Origin of the sequence: Paenibacillus sp. OK003, assembly GCF_900109515.1 — a bacterium.
GTDB lineage: Bacteria > Bacillota > Bacilli > Paenibacillales > Paenibacillaceae > Paenibacillus > Paenibacillus marchantiae.
In genome coordinates this window covers 37,882-54,895 of sequence record NZ_FOBD01000019.1, presented here as the reverse complement: position 1 = coordinate 54,895, position 17,014 = coordinate 37,882, and the positions used below count along the sequence as shown (strand labels likewise).

The 17,014-nt window shown below is 45.3% G+C and carries 10 protein-coding genes and 1 pseudogene; 9 read left to right on the top strand and 2 right to left on the bottom strand.

What is annotated here, in order from left to right; genetic code table 11:
- Window positions 1–58 precede the first annotated feature (58 nt).
- Entirely contained in the window at window positions 59–913 is an 855-nt protein-coding gene (locus BMW94_RS24710) for an aldo/keto reductase (RefSeq protein WP_091001455.1), read from the bottom strand.
- Window positions 914–1,083: 170 nt separating this feature from the next.
- Window positions 1,084–2,119: pseudogene (locus BMW94_RS24705) on the bottom strand (mechanosensitive ion channel family protein).
- A 377-nt stretch (window positions 2,120–2,496) separates the two neighbouring features.
- Between BMW94_RS24705 and BMW94_RS24700 the strand changes: the two are divergent.
- The 9 genes from BMW94_RS24700 to BMW94_RS24660 all read left to right on the top strand — a co-directional run bounded on the left by BMW94_RS24700 (window position 2,497) and on the right by BMW94_RS24660 (window position 16,981).
- Window positions 2,497–3,849 (top strand): ABC transporter substrate-binding protein, encoded by a 1,353-nt coding sequence (locus BMW94_RS24700; protein ID WP_091001454.1) that lies wholly within the window; start codon window positions 2,497–2,499, stop codon window positions 3,847–3,849.
- A gap of 82 nt (window positions 3,850–3,931) precedes the next feature.
- Window positions 3,932–4,798: a carbohydrate ABC transporter permease gene (locus BMW94_RS24695; RefSeq protein ID WP_091001453.1), complete on the top strand. Its 867-nt coding sequence runs from the start codon at window positions 3,932–3,934 to the stop codon at window positions 4,796–4,798.
- Window positions 4,795–5,625: a carbohydrate ABC transporter permease gene (locus tag BMW94_RS24690; protein WP_091001452.1), complete on the top strand. Its 831-nt coding sequence runs from the start codon at window positions 4,795–4,797 to the stop codon at window positions 5,623–5,625. The genes BMW94_RS24695 and BMW94_RS24690 overlap by 4 nt, the downstream gene beginning before the upstream one ends.
- Before the next feature lie 28 nt (window positions 5,626–5,653).
- Window positions 5,654–8,317: an alpha-L-rhamnosidase gene (locus BMW94_RS24685; protein ID WP_091001451.1), complete on the top strand. Its 2,664-nt coding sequence runs from the start codon at window positions 5,654–5,656 to the stop codon at window positions 8,315–8,317.
- Window positions 8,318–8,443: 126 nt separating this feature from the next.
- On the top strand, window positions 8,444–10,360 hold the full coding sequence (locus tag BMW94_RS24680; RefSeq protein ID WP_091001450.1) for a right-handed parallel beta-helix repeat-containing protein: 1,917 nt from the start codon (window positions 8,444–8,446) through the stop codon (window positions 10,358–10,360).
- Window positions 10,361–10,634: 274 nt separating this feature from the next.
- Window positions 10,635–12,143, top strand: coding sequence for an RICIN domain-containing protein (locus BMW94_RS24675; RefSeq protein WP_175480846.1), 1,509 nt, complete (start codon window positions 10,635–10,637; stop codon window positions 12,141–12,143).
- 199 nt (window positions 12,144–12,342) lie between these two features.
- On the top strand, window positions 12,343–14,181 hold the full coding sequence (locus BMW94_RS24670) for a cache domain-containing sensor histidine kinase (RefSeq protein ID WP_175480845.1): 1,839 nt from the start codon (window positions 12,343–12,345) through the stop codon (window positions 14,179–14,181).
- Window positions 14,162–15,658, top strand: coding sequence for a response regulator transcription factor (locus tag BMW94_RS24665; protein ID WP_091001447.1), 1,497 nt, complete (start codon window positions 14,162–14,164; stop codon window positions 15,656–15,658). The genes BMW94_RS24670 and BMW94_RS24665 overlap by 20 nt, the downstream gene beginning before the upstream one ends.
- Before the next feature lie 24 nt (window positions 15,659–15,682).
- A complete protein-coding gene (locus BMW94_RS24660) occupies window positions 15,683–16,981 on the top strand; it encodes an ABC transporter substrate-binding protein (RefSeq protein WP_091001446.1) in 1,299 nt (432 codons plus the stop codon).
- The last annotated feature ends 33 nt before the right edge of the window (window positions 16,982–17,014 follow it).

Sequence of the window (17,014 nt, the reverse complement as noted above, 5' to 3'; positions counted from 1 at the left end):
AATGAAGGGCTGCCTCCTGTCATATCTGACATGGGGGCAGCCCTTCATTTGTGATTCTTTAGAATTCTTCATACTCGCTTGGGTCCTGATCCCACAACCGTCCATCCGGACGATTAAATGCAGAAATGATCTGCATCTCTTCTGTGCTCAACTCAAAATCAAATATATCAATATTTTCCTGCTGATGCTGCAAGGAGCCGGCTTTCGGAATTGGAATGGAACCTAGCTGAACATGCCAGCGCAGAATGATCTGGGTTGGCGTTTTGCCATGGGTTTCCGCGATTCGAAGAATGTTCTCATCCTTCAGAATATCCTGTACGGCATCATTGCCACGTCCAATCGGACTCCAGGATTCGTTCACGATGCCATGCTTCGTATCCTGTTCCCGCTGATCGGCTTGGTCAAAGAACGGATGCAGCTCAATCTGATTCAGACTCGGCGCTATCCCCGTTTCCTTGATCAGGCGTTCATTGTGCTCAGGCAGGAAATTACTCACTCCAATGGATCGGATATATCCGCGTTTTTTGGCTTCGATCAGGGCTTGCCATGCCTCGACATACATGTCCTTCTTCGGATTGGGCCAGTGAATCAGATACAGATCGTAATAATCCAGATCCGCTCTGTACAGGGATTCCTGGATCGCCACGAGTGCTTTATCATGAGCGTGATAACGCCCCGGCAGCTTCGAGGAAATGAGCAGTTCTTCTCTGGCGATGGAGCTTTGCTTGATCGCTCTGCCCACCGTTGCCTCATTCTCATAGTTATACGCCGTATCAATTAATCGATAACCGGCATCCATTGCAGACGCGATCGATTTAACGCCTTCTTCACCTTTTAAACTATAGGTACCAAATCCAATTGCAGGTACTTTCAAGCCATCGTTCAATGTATTTACCGGAATATGATGATTCATGTGAGAACTCTCCTTTGCCAAAAGGTTAGATTATCGTTCCGAGATAGACTGTTAAAAATTGACCGTTCTCTCGTTATTCTACCCCTCCCAGGGGGCTTGAATCAATTTGGCATAAGAGAATTCGCTATCACTATGAAATAGTTGGATCGCATCCATTTTCGAAAAAGTCTCTAGTACTCTCGCGCATATTGCTTATCCTCTTTCAGTTGCACAATGTCATGTCCGGTTGGATTCTGGAAGACCCGCAGTCCAAATGTTGACGCCACCGCGAAGATATGGTCAAAGATATCCGCCTGAACGTTCTCATATACTCCCCAGTTGATATCATTGCTGAATGCATAGATTTCCAAAGGCAGCCCGCGATCTTCCGGTGCTAATTGTCGCACAATCATCGTCATATCTTTATTGATTTTTGGATGATTCCTCAAATATTGATGGATATATTCCCGGAACACACCGACGTTTGTGAGCTGTCTGCCGTTCACGTTGCTTTCAGTGTTGACCTGGTGCTCCATGTTGTACGCTTGAATTTCTTTCAATTTTGCCGTGACATAATCAGTCAGGTAGTGGATTTTCTCAAATTCAGCCACCATCTCTTCCGTACAAAAACGGATACTGCTGATATCAATATAGATACTCCGCTTAATCCTTCTGCCGCCGGACACCTGCATGCCTCTCCAGTTACGGAACAAGTCCGAAATGAGGGCGTAGCTGGGAATCATCGTAATCGTTTTATCAAAATTCATAACCTTTACCGTGTTCAATAATGAACAAAACAATCTTGGCTACCTGAATGTAACTCTTGATTGGGCGAATCTTCGATACCTCATAAGTACGATAGATATCATCGAAGACATTGAGCAAAACATTCAGCACCGTAATCATGATGACAATCATGTAGGTCATAGCCGCTTTTTCAATCAAGGCCTGATAAGGCGGGAAAATATAGGCTGAATAATAGATAATAATCGCCGGCACCAGGTGTGAAAGCTTCTGGAATAATTTTTTCCGAACCACGATGTGGCCCCACTTGAAACGGTTATTACTCACGATACGATGAACCGTCTTCAGCACGACTTGCTTGGCAATAACATTCGCAAACACCGAAATTAGTGCAATAAAACCAATCATAATGACATTCGCAAGATATCCAATGGCGGGTTCGCTCATGCCCAGTTCTTCTAGTTGATTTCGGATAAAGTCCATGGTTACCTCCCAACGCAAAGTATATGAACTTATCGTTATAGAACAGATTCCATGATGAAGTAAAATTTCACGAGTCTCTAAAATTCAAATATCCCCTTCCGATCCTAAGGACATTTGTCATGAAAAGGATTAATTCTCACCGATGCTGCGGACGAACCGCTATCCAATAATTATCACATCAATTAAGAAGATTGCATTAGTGGTATAAACACGTTCTCCTTCGGCACAAGGTGTTAATACAGCAGCTTCAAATCAGCAGGCCTATACGCTATTCAGAAAATGAACCTACCTATTTTGGAAAACGATTCTGCATTTCTTCCTCTGACTTCCCTATAAGATTACCTTGTAAGCTCTACAAATCAAATGGAGGTCATGAAATGTCAAAAAAGAGAACGATGAGAAAATTCTCAGCTTTGCTGTCCTGTGTCACGTTATGCGGACTACTGCTTGCTGGTTGTGGCGGGGGGACTTCAGAGAGCGGCAGTGTCTCCTCGTCTAACAGCAATGGGGGGAGCGGAGAAGCGTCACAAGAGAAGATCATCCTTTCGTTGTTGATTGATAGCGGACAGGACACGGTGAATACGGCGAATGCATTAGTCGAAGCATTCGAGGCCAAATACCCGAACATTACGATTGAGACAGAGACCCGTCCCGGCGGCAGTGAAGGTGATAATTTCATCAAAACAAGGCTTGCCACTGAGGACATGAACGATATTTTCATTTATAATTCCGGCTCCCTGCTGCATGCACTTAATCCAGAACAAAATTTGCTCGATCTGACGAATGAGCCTTTCCAGGCAAATGTGATCGATTCGTTCAAACCTACTGTCAGCTTCAATCAAAAAATATACGGAGCGCCTGTAGGCTCTACCATGGCGGGCGGATGGTTTTATAACAAAAAGGTTTACGCCAAGCTTGGCCTGTCCGTTCCCAAAACCTGGGAGGATCTGAAGGCAAACAACGACAAAATCAAAGCGGCAGGCATCACACCTATTATCGGTACCTTCAAAGACGCCTGGTCTTCCCAGATGATCGTTCTGGCTGATTATTATAATGTCCAGGCACAGGTTCCAAATTTTGCCGCAAACTATACAGCGAATAAGGCGAAATTTGCTTCGACGCCAGCGGCCCTTCGCAGTTTCCAGAAGCTCGCGGATACTGTGGGGTACTACAACAAGGATTTCCTGGCAACAACGTATGATTCCGGATTAAAGATGCTTGCCGAAGGCAAAGGCGCTCAGTACCCTATGGTGAGCTTTGCTGTACCAGCTATTATTCAGAATAATCCGGAACTGATTGATGACATCGGTTTCTTCGCACAGCCGGGGGATCAGCCTGATCAAAATGGGGCAACGGTTTGGATGCCTTTCGCCGCTTATGTTTATAAAAATACAGAGCATGCTGAAGCAGCTAAAAAGTTTGTCAATTTCATTGCCTCTGTTGAAGGTGTGGAGGCTATCTCCAAGGTGTCCAAGCCATCAGGTCCTTACGCTATTAAAGGAGCTGCCCTCCCTAGCGACACTCCACAAGTCGTTAAAGATATGCTTCCTTATTTCGACGAGGGCAAAACAGCACCGGCGCTGGAGTTTTTGTCTCCGGTTAAGGGGCCAAACCTTGAACAAATCACCGTTGAAGTTGGAGCGGGCAAACGCAGTGCAGCAGATGCTGCTGCACTGTACGACAAGGATGTCGAAAAACAAGCCCAACAACTGGGACTTGAAGGCTGGTAATTGCAGAGTAGTCTGCGGGAATTCGAGTCAGCCCTGCCGAACCTGAGCAGGTCTGACTGCTTTCCAAACAGGAGGGAACAAAATGAGTAAAGTATTTAAACGAATTTATACGTATAATTTTTTAGTGCCCGCGGCCATCATTTATACCGTTATCTTTATTATCCCAACCCTTATGTCCTTTTTCTTTAGCATGACAAGATGGACATTAACGGACTGGACATTCATTGGATTACAGAATTTCATCCAATTTTTTCAGGAGCCATCCCTTAGCATAGGTTTCAAAAATACGATAATCTACGCTACTGTGACCTGCTTGCTCAAGGTTGTTGGCGGAATGCTGCTGGGTGTATTTCTGACAGGCAAGATTCGGACCAAAAGTTATTTGCGTTCCATGGTCTTCTTCCCCACTTTGCTAAGTACGATTGCGGTAGGGGTCGTTTTCAGCACGATGATGCATCCAACGACAGGATTAATCAATACAACACTCGCACAGTTCGGTATTGAAGGACCTGATTGGCTCGGAAACACAAACATAGCCTTGTTATCCGTCGCTTCAGTAGATGTATGGAAGGGCGTTGGCTTCGCAACGATCATATATATCGCAGGCATTTTATCCATTCCGGAAGAATATTATGAGGCGCTCCAAATTGACGGGGGAAACAGTTGGAACAAATTCTGGAGTATCATCGTACCCCTAAGCCGTCCGGCAACGAATTCAGTAATTATTCTCGCCTTTATCGGCGGATTGCGCTCCTTCGATTTGATTTGGGCAATGACCCGGGGCGGTCCGGGCTTTGCAACCGACGTTATTGCCTCAATTATCTATAAGCAGTACCAAGGCGGATTCTACGGATTAGCTACGGCAGGCAACGTAATCCTGTTCATTTTCGTTACTGCTCTGGTGTTCCCTCTATCTCGCTATCTCAACCGAAAAGAGGTGGACCTATGAGCCGGAGCCTCCGTAAATTCTGTATTGAAGCGGTCGCTGTTCTCATCAGTATCATTGTATTTTGGATCCCTTTATATTTTGTTATCCTAACTGCAATGAAAAGTGCACCAGAAGCTTCGCTCATGAATCTGGCATGGCCCTCCAAAATTCAGCTTTGGCAAAATATCAAGGATGTCATTGTGGTAAGGGACTACATGTTGCTTCGCGCTTTTTGGAACAGTTTTGTATTGACACTGCTGTCGCTGATCGGGCTGGTCCTTTTCTGCTCCATGGCGGCTTTTGTCATGCAGCGAAGAAGGGATAAAGCTTCATCCTGGATCAGCTTCTTTGTTCTCGCCGGATTGATTATTCCTCCAGCCATTGTGCCAACGATTTGGGTTCTGGACGAACTTCATCTTTTTAAAACGATGGCAGGTCTTGTATTGGTTGAGGTTGCGTTAGGTTTCCCATTCTGTGTATTACTGTACCAGGGCTTTGTGGCAGCCATTCCCCGCGAAATTGACGAAGCTGCGGTAGTGGATGGATACGGCGGGTACAGGCTGTTCTTTACAATTATATTCCCACTCTTGAAACCAGTGACCGCCACAGTTATCGTCACGCAATCGGTGTTTATCTTCAATGATTTCACCAATCCGCTATATTTTTTTCCAGGATCCAAGAATGCAACAGTTCAGTTAACACTTTACAATTTTACAAGCCAATTTCTTTCGCAATGGAACCTGCTGTTTACAGACATCCTGTTAATCACCATTCCGCCGCTGATTCTGTTCATCTTCTTTAACAAAAAGATTGTAGCTGGTATGACCGCAGGATCTGTCAAAGGCTAATCAATATTACAAGAATGGAGCTAATAAGATGCTGATTGTAACAAAGGTTCGCTGCGAATACAAAGAAAATCCAATCGGTATTAGTCTGGTTGCACCTAGGATTAGCTGGCAATTACTGTCCGATATCCGAAATTGCGTACAAATGGCATATCGTATTCAGGTGAGCAAGAACGCAGACTTCCATACTATCTTATGGGATACAGGCACGAGTATTTCATCTCAATCCATTCATGTTCAGTTAACGGGTTTGCATCTTCAACCCAAGCTTCGGTATTACTATCGGGTAAAAGTATGGGACCAAACCGGTGCAGAGTCAGCTTGGTCAAGCAGAGCCTTCTTCGAAACCGGACTGGAAGATCCGCAACTGTGGCCCGCACAATGGATTAGTGCTCCGAGTGTGCAGGATTCGGGGCATTGCCCCAGATTGCGTCAGATTGTGAATATTGATAAAGCAGTCCGAAGCGCGCGGATCTATGCTACTGCCTTAGGCTTATACGAGCTTCACCTGAACAATCAGCGAGTAGGCGACCAGTATTTCACACCTGGCTGGACAAGTTATGGCAAACGCCTGCAGTATCAGACGTATGAAGTCACAGACATGCTGCATAAAGGGACAAACGTGCTCGGGGCCCTCCTCGGTGACGGCTGGTACAAAGGCTATCTCGGTTGGAAGAACGACAAGGAGATGTTTGGCACAAGAACAGCTCTCTTGTTAGAGCTCCATATCCAATATGAGGACGGAACCGAAGACCAGATCATGTCTGGTCCAGGATGGGAGTCTTCGATAAGTGCTATTGTTTCGTCGGATATTTACATGGGCGAAACATACGATGCCCGATTGGAGCGGGAATGGACCGATTCCGATGGCTGGATACCCGCGGATATTATTCATTGCCGTAAAGATATTATTGTTGCGCAGGAAAACGTACCGGTATTACAGCAGGAGCAGTTAAAGCCGATGGCATTGTTCCAAACACCTCAAGGAGACACGGTGCTCGACATGGGGCAGAACATGGTGGGCTGGTTGCGATTTGCTATACATGGGAGCCCCGGGCAAAAAGTCGAATTGGAACATGCTGAAATCCTTGATGCCGAGGGAAACTTCTATCGCCATAACATCCGAAGTGCTGCACAACGTATCGTATACACCTTAAGAGGCGACTGTCTGGAAGAGTTTAAACCTCATTTTACCTTCCAAGGGTTTAGGTATGTGAAATTGACCGGTTTTTCCGGCAAGGTTCAACTTGATCATTTCATCGGTGTCGTGCTGCATTCCAACATGGAACGAACCGGTCATTTTGAATGTTCAAGCCCACTGGTAAATCAGTTGCACCACAATATCTTATGGGGACAAAAAGGGAACTTCCTTGATGTGCCTACAGACTGCCCTCAGAGGGATGAGCGGTTGGGCTGGACCGGAGATGCACAGATGTTTGTCAAAACCGCATCCTATTTAATGAATACAGCTCCATTTTTCACAAAATGGCTACGTGACCTTAAAGCCGATCAGACGGCAGAGGGTGGCGTTCCGTTCTTCATTCCAAACTTGAAGGAATCCTTCTCCTCGGGATGGGGTGAAACCGACCATTCCTCAGCCGCTTGGGGAGATGCAGCCACGATTTGCCCCTGGACGATCTATGAGATGTACGGTGATACGCTACTGTTGCAGGAACAGTACGAGAGTATGAAGAAATGGGTGTCTTATATTCAGGGACAGGGCGACAACCCCTATCTGTGGAATACAGGCTTCCATTTCGGAGATTGGCTTGCACTGGATTCAGAGCCAGGCAGTTACATCGGCTCAACCGACATTGCTTACATCGCCACCGCTTTCTATGCATACTCGGTCTCACTTACCCAGAAGGCAGCAGATGCTTTAGGCAAGACAGAAGATAGTGAACAATACCACACCCTTCATACGAAGGTCGTCGAAGCATTTCAAAACGAATATGTCACAGCCTCTGGAGATATATCCATTTCGACACAAACAGCGCAAGTGCTTGCGCTTCGTTTTGGTCTGATACAAGGATCGGCAAGAGAACGGGCAATTCGGAAGCTGGAACAACTGCTTCACGACGCAGGTGACCATCTGAAAACTGGTTTTGTTGGAACTCCATACCTGAATCCGGTGCTTAGCGAGTGTGGCAACAATAATCTTGCTTACAAGCTGCTCTTCCAAAAAGACTACCCTTCATGGCTCTATCAGGTGACGAAAGGTGCCACAACCGTATGGGAGCACTGGGACGGCATCAAAGAGGACGGAAGCTTTTGGAGTGCAGATATGAACTCTTTCAACCATTATGCTTACGGTGCTATAGGAGATTGGCTGTATGGCTACGTAGCAGGCATCGGACCGGACGAAAACAATCCCGGGTTTAAGGTGGTTCATATTCATCCCCACCCCGGACCAGGATTAGATTGGGCGGAGGCAAGTATTGAATCGATGTATGGTACCATTCTCTCCTCCTGGCGTAGAACCACGGACCATAAAATGACCGTTACCATTACTGTTCCTGCCAATACAGAAGGTGTTGTAATTTTACCAGGAGCTGAACGAATTTTACTGCTGGAAGGCGTCATTCCTGCAGAGCAGGCTGATGGTGTTAAACGGATTGAGGCTGTGGAGCAGGGAGTTCGATTAGTATTGGGCTCCGGGACCTATCGTTTTGTTTATCCTCAACGCCATGCGTAATCGTATTCTATCATTTGGTAAAGCGATTTCATTTACCTTCTGTACCGTGCATTCTATACTGAACTTACTTAGTAATTCAACGTGGTGCTGGAGAGAAAACTTGAAGTGAGAGAGGATGTTTATGCTATGGAATATCATGTATCCAAGCATGGTTCAGACCTTGGACAAGGTACGCACCAAGACCCGTTCTTAACTATAAATAAAGCTGCCTCTGTTGCTGTCGCTGGAGATAAAGTTATTGTTCATGAAGGTGTTTATCGTGAGTGGGTAAAGCCCAAATATAAGGGATTGAGCGAAAATAGAAGAATTGTCTATCAAGCCGCCGAAGGCGAAAAAGTAGTGATTAAAGGCTCAGAGCATATACAGCATTGGCAGCCTGTTGATCATCATATTTGGAAAGTGGAGCTGCCCAATACGCTATTCGGCTACTTTAATCCTTATAAAGAAGAAGTGTTTGGCGACTGGCTCGTCACGGTTGAGGAAACAAAACATTTAGGAGAAATTTATCTCAATGGCATGTCCTTCTGCGAGGTGACTTCCTTCGATCAGCTTGTTAATCCAGAGATGAGAACCAACGTAGAAGACCTCTGGACCCAAGAAGTCATTCCTCTCCACTACCCGGAACGAACGAAATATGTCTGGTTTGCAGAAGTTGACACGGAACAAACGACGTTATATGCCAACTTTCAAGGCGCTGATCCAAATAAGGAATTTGTTGAAATCAACGTGCGAAGATCCTGTTTCTATCCAGAGGAGACGGGAATCGATTATATAACCGTAAGTGGATTTGAGATGGCTCATGCGGCAACACCATGGACACCTCCCACTGCCGATCAGCCTGGCCTCATTGGTCCCAATTGGAGCAAGGGCTGGATTATCGAAAATAATATCATACACGACGCCAAATGCAGCGCAATCAGTATTGGCAAGGAGGCATCCACAGGTAATAACTATCGTACCCTTCGAAAAGACAAGCCGGGGTACCAGTACCAGCTGGAATCTGTCTTTGATGCTGAGCGCAAGGGATGGAACAAGGAAACCATCGGGTCGCATATCATTCGTCATAATACCATATATGACTGCGGCCAGAACGCAATCGTTGGCCATTTAGGTTGTATCTTTAGCGAAATTCATCATAACCACATCTATAACATTGCCATCAAACGGGAGTTCTGGGGACATGAAATCGCCGGGATCAAGCTGCATGCCCCCATTGATGTTCATATTCATCATAACCGTATTCATGATTGTACACTTGGACTCTGGCTTGATTGGCAGATTCAGGGGACCAGAATTAGCAAAAACCTTTTTTATAACAATTACCGTGACTTGTTTCTGGAAGTCAGTCACGGTCCCTGTATAGTCGATAATAATATTTTGACCTCAGATTACGCGCTGGAGAACGTTGCCCAAGGAGGGGCTTACGTCAATAACCTGATTGCCGGAAAGATGATACACCGCAAAGTGCTAAACCGTTCCACACCTTACCATCTTCCTCATAGCACAAAAATCGCAGGTTTCTCGCTTACTTATGGAGGAGATGATCGATTTTATAACAACATTTTTGTAGGTAAAGAAGGACTTCAGGGCGCAGGAACATCGCATTTCAAAAATTATACAACCTCCTTGACGGAGTATATTGATACTGTTCATAAGCTCCATGGCGATGTGGAAGAGTATGAACTTGTTGAACAGCCGGTCTACATTAATAATAATGCCTACTTCAATGGGGCAGAGCCATTCGAAAGAGAAATCGACCATTGGGTGGAGGAGCAATTTTCCCCCAACCTGTCCATTATCGATCAAGGTGAAGCTGGATATCTTTCCATTGAACTGCCAGAGGTGGCGGAGCATTTATACGGCGCAGTACATTCCACGTCAACCCTTCCCCGTGTGAGAATCGTCGACGCAGAATTTGAGAACCCGGATGGAAGTGCAGTACTGCTGGATACCGACTTTTTAGATCAGCCAAGAGCCCGGAAGGATGGATTAGGTCCTTTCTCCACATTGAAAAATGGGAAGAACTACATTAAAGTGTGGTAACTAACCTACCGAGAATGCTCCGTAGAACTTGCTGCGGAGCATTTTTATTAGATAGAAAACGAACCCCCCTTATTTGGAAAACCATCCTACGGTGCTTGCTATGACGACCCTTTAAGATAAAAGAGTAGTAAGCGCTTACAAATTTTTAAAGGAGGTGAACTTAGCACATCGTATGAAAGGCGTGGGATACAACGAAAGAGGCAACACGATTACAGTCTATCCAGCAATACTTCATGCAAGCTATCATTTCATACGCAAAGGGGAGAGCGTTACAATGCTTAGGAAAACGTCGACCATCATGTTGATTTTCTATGCCATTCTGTTAGTCGTTTCAGCATCAGCAAGTGCTTATGGTCCTTCAATTATGTATGATCCAGCCACCAATCCGAATTCTATATCTGTGGGTGCCATGTATCCAAGGGCCATCCAGCTTGCCCATAATGGAGCAAATAACGGTAAAATGTATGCAACTTTTCAACGCAATACTTCTACACAGCAGGTTTATCCGATTTATGAAAGTACAGATAACGGCGAAAATTGGGCTCAAGTGGGCGAGGTGCAGGATACCCAAAACGGACTCGGCATGAATACCAACCCTCACTTGTATGAAATGCCTCAGACCATTGGAAGTCTTACAGCCGGCACCATGCTGGTCGCAGGAATATCCAGTCCGGCTGACAACTCTGTTCAGTACCTTGATCTGTACAAAAGCACTGATCTGGGCAGATCATGGACCTTTGTAAGCAATATCACTGAAGCACCGAATGCTGGAATAGGCGAACATGGCGATCCGGTCTGGGAGCCTTTTTTAATGGTAGCCAATGATAAACTGATCGTGTATTATTCCGATGAGCGAGATCCGGCCTACAGCCAGAAGCTGGTTCATCAGACAACAACCGACGGTACGACCTGGAGTTCTCCGGTGGATGATAGTGCTATGACGGATAGCAAGCTTCGTCCGGGAATGCCGGTCGTAACGAAGCTGCAAGACGGAAGCGGACGTTACATTATGACTTATGAAGTGGTTGGAATAAGCGGTACACCCTGCAATTATAAAATATCCTCCAATCCTGAAAGTTGGAATGTGACCGATTATGGTACAACCTTTGCAACTGGGGGAAGTCCTTATGTGGTAACGCTTAATGACGGACGAATTGCTGCTGGCTGTTATTCCGGTGGCGGTGTAATGTATATTAACTCCAAGCCGGACCTGACCGGAAGTTGGATTACAACCTCGACTCCAATCGCAGGAGGATACAGCAGACAGATGGTGCCACTGGCCAATGGAAGACTATTCTTTACATCCAGCCAAGGATTCTGGGAATCAGGCACACATCCCGTTTATTATGCCGACATGGCCGTTCCTGGCACTTCAACTGCAGCGAAACGAATTCAGAACCGCGCTACATCTCTTTCTGTTGATGGTTGGGGATCTTTCAATGCTGGAGCCGATACCAAACAGAATGCCAGCAACAATAGCTACAATGAACAATGGACGTTCATCCCCTATGGAAATAACTATTTAATTCAGAATAATGGCACAGCATTATATCTGGACGGATATGGCCGGACCACAGACGGATCCAAAGTTGCTCAGCATACTTTATCCCATCACCCCAATCAGCAATGGATTCTGGAGAACGCTGGGAGCTATTATAAAATTAAAAACGCAGCAACAGGGTTATATTTAGACGGATTGGATTCAACCACGAATGGAGCTAATCTTGGGCAAAGCTTGGGCAATGACAGCAGTAGTCAGCAATGGACCCTGGTTACACCGTGATGAGGTAATTTCCATGGAATCCGTTCGTGTACATGGGGAAATGCCAGAATGACTAAAGGAAGCTCTGATGATGTAACAAGCATCATCAGAGCTTTGTGGTAGAACCAACCTTTCCGCAGAGTTCACACTAGGCACATGAAAAGCAGACATATATAATGAAAGGGCATACCGTCACATACCAGCTTATATGGGGGAAACGATGAAACACTGGCGTTCCTGGAAACTTATTACGAAGCTCGTCGTTAGCTTTACCGTCCTGTTTGCGACCTCTTTTATACTGAGCGGGATCTTCTATTATTACAGCAGCGTCAACGAATTAAAGCGACAATCCATGCAGTTGCTTGTGGCGAACACAGATCAGATTACACGGTCGCTGGACCTTTACTCGGAAAATCTTGAGAAGCTTTCTTTGTCCGTATTTAATGATCCCATCGTTCAAAAGGCGATGGGTCAGGACAATGACCTGAGTGCCTTGGAACAGGCGAATCTTACCCAGCAAGTTTCTTCGCATCTTCTGAATTTATCTATCTCTTGGCCTGCCGTACAAGGGATATATCTATTCTCCAATCGCCAGGCCGAGCTGACTTATTACTGGTCCAAGCGGAGCCCTCCGGTCGGATATTCAGTTACACAGGAACCCTGGTATCCTTATGACCAATACAGTAAGCACAAGCCATTTTTGTTATGGCCTACGATGAAGGAAAATACCATTACTAATTTTACGGGCGAACAGGTCTTTTCTCTGGTTCGGGCAATGAATCAAATCCCGACAGGCAAACGAATCGGCTATATGAAGATTGACATTCATTCCGATGTCTTTAAAGATTTGGTTTCATTCCAGGAGAACAGGAATACACCGGGCACCTTACTGTTCGTAATAAACGACCAAAATCAGGTAGTATACGACAAAAATGATGTGTTGACAGGAAAAAAAATAACTAACCTCTCTATCCGTTCCTTGAATCAAGACAACACTGCTGGCCAAACGGATTGGCAGGGTCAAAGTTACCTCTATGGAATTGGACGATCCGACTATACAGGCTGGACAACGTTAATACTTACCCCCATGAGTGATATCACGGGGAAATTGCAAATAATTCGAAATACAGTAATGGGTATTGAATTCGTTGTATTATTGCTGGTCATGGTGATCGGCTCTCTCATTGCACGAAGTATTACAAGGCCTCTGCGCCACATGATCATTACAATGAAGCATGTAGAACGCGGCGACTTTTCTGTACGTGCTGAGCAAACGGGAAATCAGAATGAAATTGGATTAATGGGCAAAGTATTTAATCAAATGCTCGATAGTCTCCAGACGATGATCACGAAAGTTTACATGGCAGAGATTCGTGAACGAGATGCAAGACTTGTGGCTTTGCAGGCGCAGATCAATCCTCACTTTCTGTTTAACACCTTAACCATCCTAAAGTCTTTGGGCAGAAAGGGCGCATCGGAAGATGTCGTCAACGTAACCGAATCACTCGCCCATTTGTTTCGTTACAGCTTATACAACTGGGATAGAACTGTCGAGCTGCGAGAAGAAATGGAGCTTGTAGGCAGTTATATTCGCATTCAAAAATACCGGTTTCAGGAACGGATCACCTTTCATATTGACATTCCTGAACACATTCAGCAGGCAAGGGTATTGCGCCTGATGATTCAGCCCTTGGTCGAAAATGCTGTCGTACATGGTTTGGAACGCCGTAAATCGGGGGGCTGGGTGTCCGTGAAAGCGAGAATTAACGGAGAACGGCTGGAAATTCGAGTTGAGGATAATGGATCGGGGATCGATGAGGACAAGCAAGCCACATTAAAACAAAAACTGGAAATGGCTGATTCGATTACCTCACAATCGGAACAATCAGAACATATGGGCATTGCTCTGATTAACCTTCAGAGCCGTATGCGTCTAGTCTACGGGGACTGTTCCGGTTTAACCTTCGAGCAGACCTGTGAAGAAGGGATCACATTTATACTCACTTTACCTTTGGTATACGAAGGAAGGGAAAGACAACATGATCATCATGCTGATTGAAGATGAAATGCTGGCGATGGACGAACTCCGTCATCTAATGAAACCGTATGAATCGGACCATACCGTGGTCGGCTTTGACAACGGCGAAGATGCCATTGCTTATGCCAGAAAGTTCGCTCCGGATATTGTAATTTCAGATATACGTATGCCTGGCAGGAACGGGCTGGAAGTCGTTCATGACATTCTTTCATTCCACCCGCAATCTCAAATTATCCTGTTAAGCGGATATAATGATTTTGAATACGTACGAGCTGCCCTGAAGCTAGGTGCGAAGGAATACCTGCTAAAGCCGGTAATGGCAGGAGAATTGGACCTGGCCATGAAACGTGCACGGGAAGCCATTTTCAAGCTGGAAGCCAGGAATCAGCATGAGTTACAGTGGTCGCTTTCTCAAATGTTCAGAGGGATCACATTACCAGCTGACCGTAATGGCGAAAAAGCATTTACCGGGCATTGGCTTATGACTACCGTTCTACTTGAAAATTGGAAAAGCTCATTTACCTGGTCAAACAGTGGAGTAGATATAGGCCCACTCCTGGAGTGGCTTCGCCTAAATATTCATCCCTCCGCCACATGTGTGGACATGGATGGTCATTCGAGGATCATGCTGCTTCCTGTACAAGAAAACGCACGGGAAGAAAGCTTGCGGCGCATGTCTAGCCGTATTAACACGTTTCTCCTTGAACAGGTAGAACAGGTGGCTGTCATTCACACCGTTTATGAATTGAAAAAAGAATGCGAAACGATGGAAGAAGTCTACCGGCGTAGTCTGCAACGATTGGAAAATCAAATTCGCCTAGGCGTTTCAACCTTTATGTTTGTTAATCATCATGTCTCTGGACAGATGTTCTGGGACAGTGCACGGCGAATCGAGGCGTATATTCGAGATGGGGAATCAGGTAAACTTTTCACTGAGTTGCGAAGAATGCTGGACGACTTGCGCCGGGACGGAATCACATTAAAACAAACGTCTGTGTTGCTCTCCGATTTTTTATATGCTCTGAAGTATAAAATCACGGAGCCGGATTGGGAAGCCATAAGCGAAGATTTGATATATGATTTCCTGATAACATGCCGAACGGACGATGCGCTGCTTGAGTGGTTAAAAGATAGACTGACCCGATTGATGGCTGGTGTCCACCATGCCACACCACAGCCCAAACAGATCATCCCTGCAATATTGGATTATCTAAACAAACATTACGCTGAAACGGTGCATCTCCAGGACTTTGCTTTGCGTTACCATGTCAGCATTAGTTATTTGTCCAAATTATTTAAAGCGGAAACAGGCTATAATTTCTCAGATTACCTCATTCATATGCGATTGAACAAAGCAATCGAATTGCTGGACAGCGGTTATAAGAGAATTACGGAAATAAGCAGACTTGTAGGTTATGAAGATCCGAAATTCTTCAGTCAAACGTTCAAACGGTTTACGGGCGTAACACCACAAGAATATAAACGAAAGGAAAAATAAATTTTTTTCTCAGAAGGAAGGCTGATGATGTCCAGAAAACAGAGAGTGATGAGAACCACGACGATTGCCTTGCTACTAACATGTACATTGGCTGGATGGTGGTGGTCGAAAAACGTTAACAAAGGTACATCAGAAGCAATCATTAATGAAAAACCAGTGACGCTTAAAATGCTGGCCTATTGGGAAGCAGAAGTCGGGCCTGTTCTTGATGAAATGAATCAACGTTTCCAAAAAAAATATCCTAACATCAAGATTGATTATGAATATGCTCCGGTTGACCAATATCAGTCTTTAATCAAGACGCGAATTGCATCAGGTGATGCACCGGATTTATTTCACGTTTTTCCAGGCACATGGAAAGATCCTTTTGTCAAAGCGGGATATTTGATGGACCTCTCTGACCGCCCCTGGGTTTCCCGTCTTCAAGCCGGGGCAAAGGATATGGAAAGCATCAATGGTAAAGTGTACGGGCTGCCCATTAATCAGAACGCTATAGGCGTGATCTATAACCGAAAAATTTTTTCAGACCTTGGACTAACGATTCCGAAGGACTGGAACGAATTTTTAGCCGTATGTGAAACAATGAAAGCTGCTCATATCACGCCTCTTGCAATTGGCAACAGAGATCTTTGGGTAACGCAAATTATTCCTTTTGCAATGGCCCCGTCGGCTATATACCGCGATTATCCGTCATTTGATCAGGATATGTATGATGGCAAAGTTACCTTTGCAAAATCTCCATGGAACCAAATGATGACCGATTATGTGGATCTGGTAGAGAGAGGATACTTCAACGACGGTGTGTTGAGCACAAGTTTTGATCAGATGGTTCAATTACTAGCGACAGGCAAGGCTGGAATGATGGTCATGGGAAACTGGGCTTTACCAACCATATCTGCATTTAATCCTGAAGCGGATATGGGAATGTTTCCGCTTCCTTATGTCAAGCCTGGAGAAAAAACATACGTCGCCGTGGGACTTTCTCTCGGGTTAGGCGCTTCGGCGACAACGGAACATCCCGAAGAGGTCAAGAAATACATCGACTTTTGGGCAGAGCCCGAAAACAATGAGATGCTGCTTAAACAAGCACAGGCATTCCCTGTGTTTACGGACGTCCACCCCGAGCTTAACTCAACGTTGAAAGAACTCACGCCTTATATGAACATAGGAACATATCATTTTCTGGATCAAAGATGGCCTCAAGGCGTTCAGGATACGATGTTTGCAGGTATTCGAAGTGTGTTGGTCGACGGTGGACAAACCTATCCGATTGAGAAAATGCTGAAGGAAATGGATCAAGTATTTAAAGAAAAGAAGAACTAATGAAACCTGGGTTGGTGGACTCTGGACAAAGAA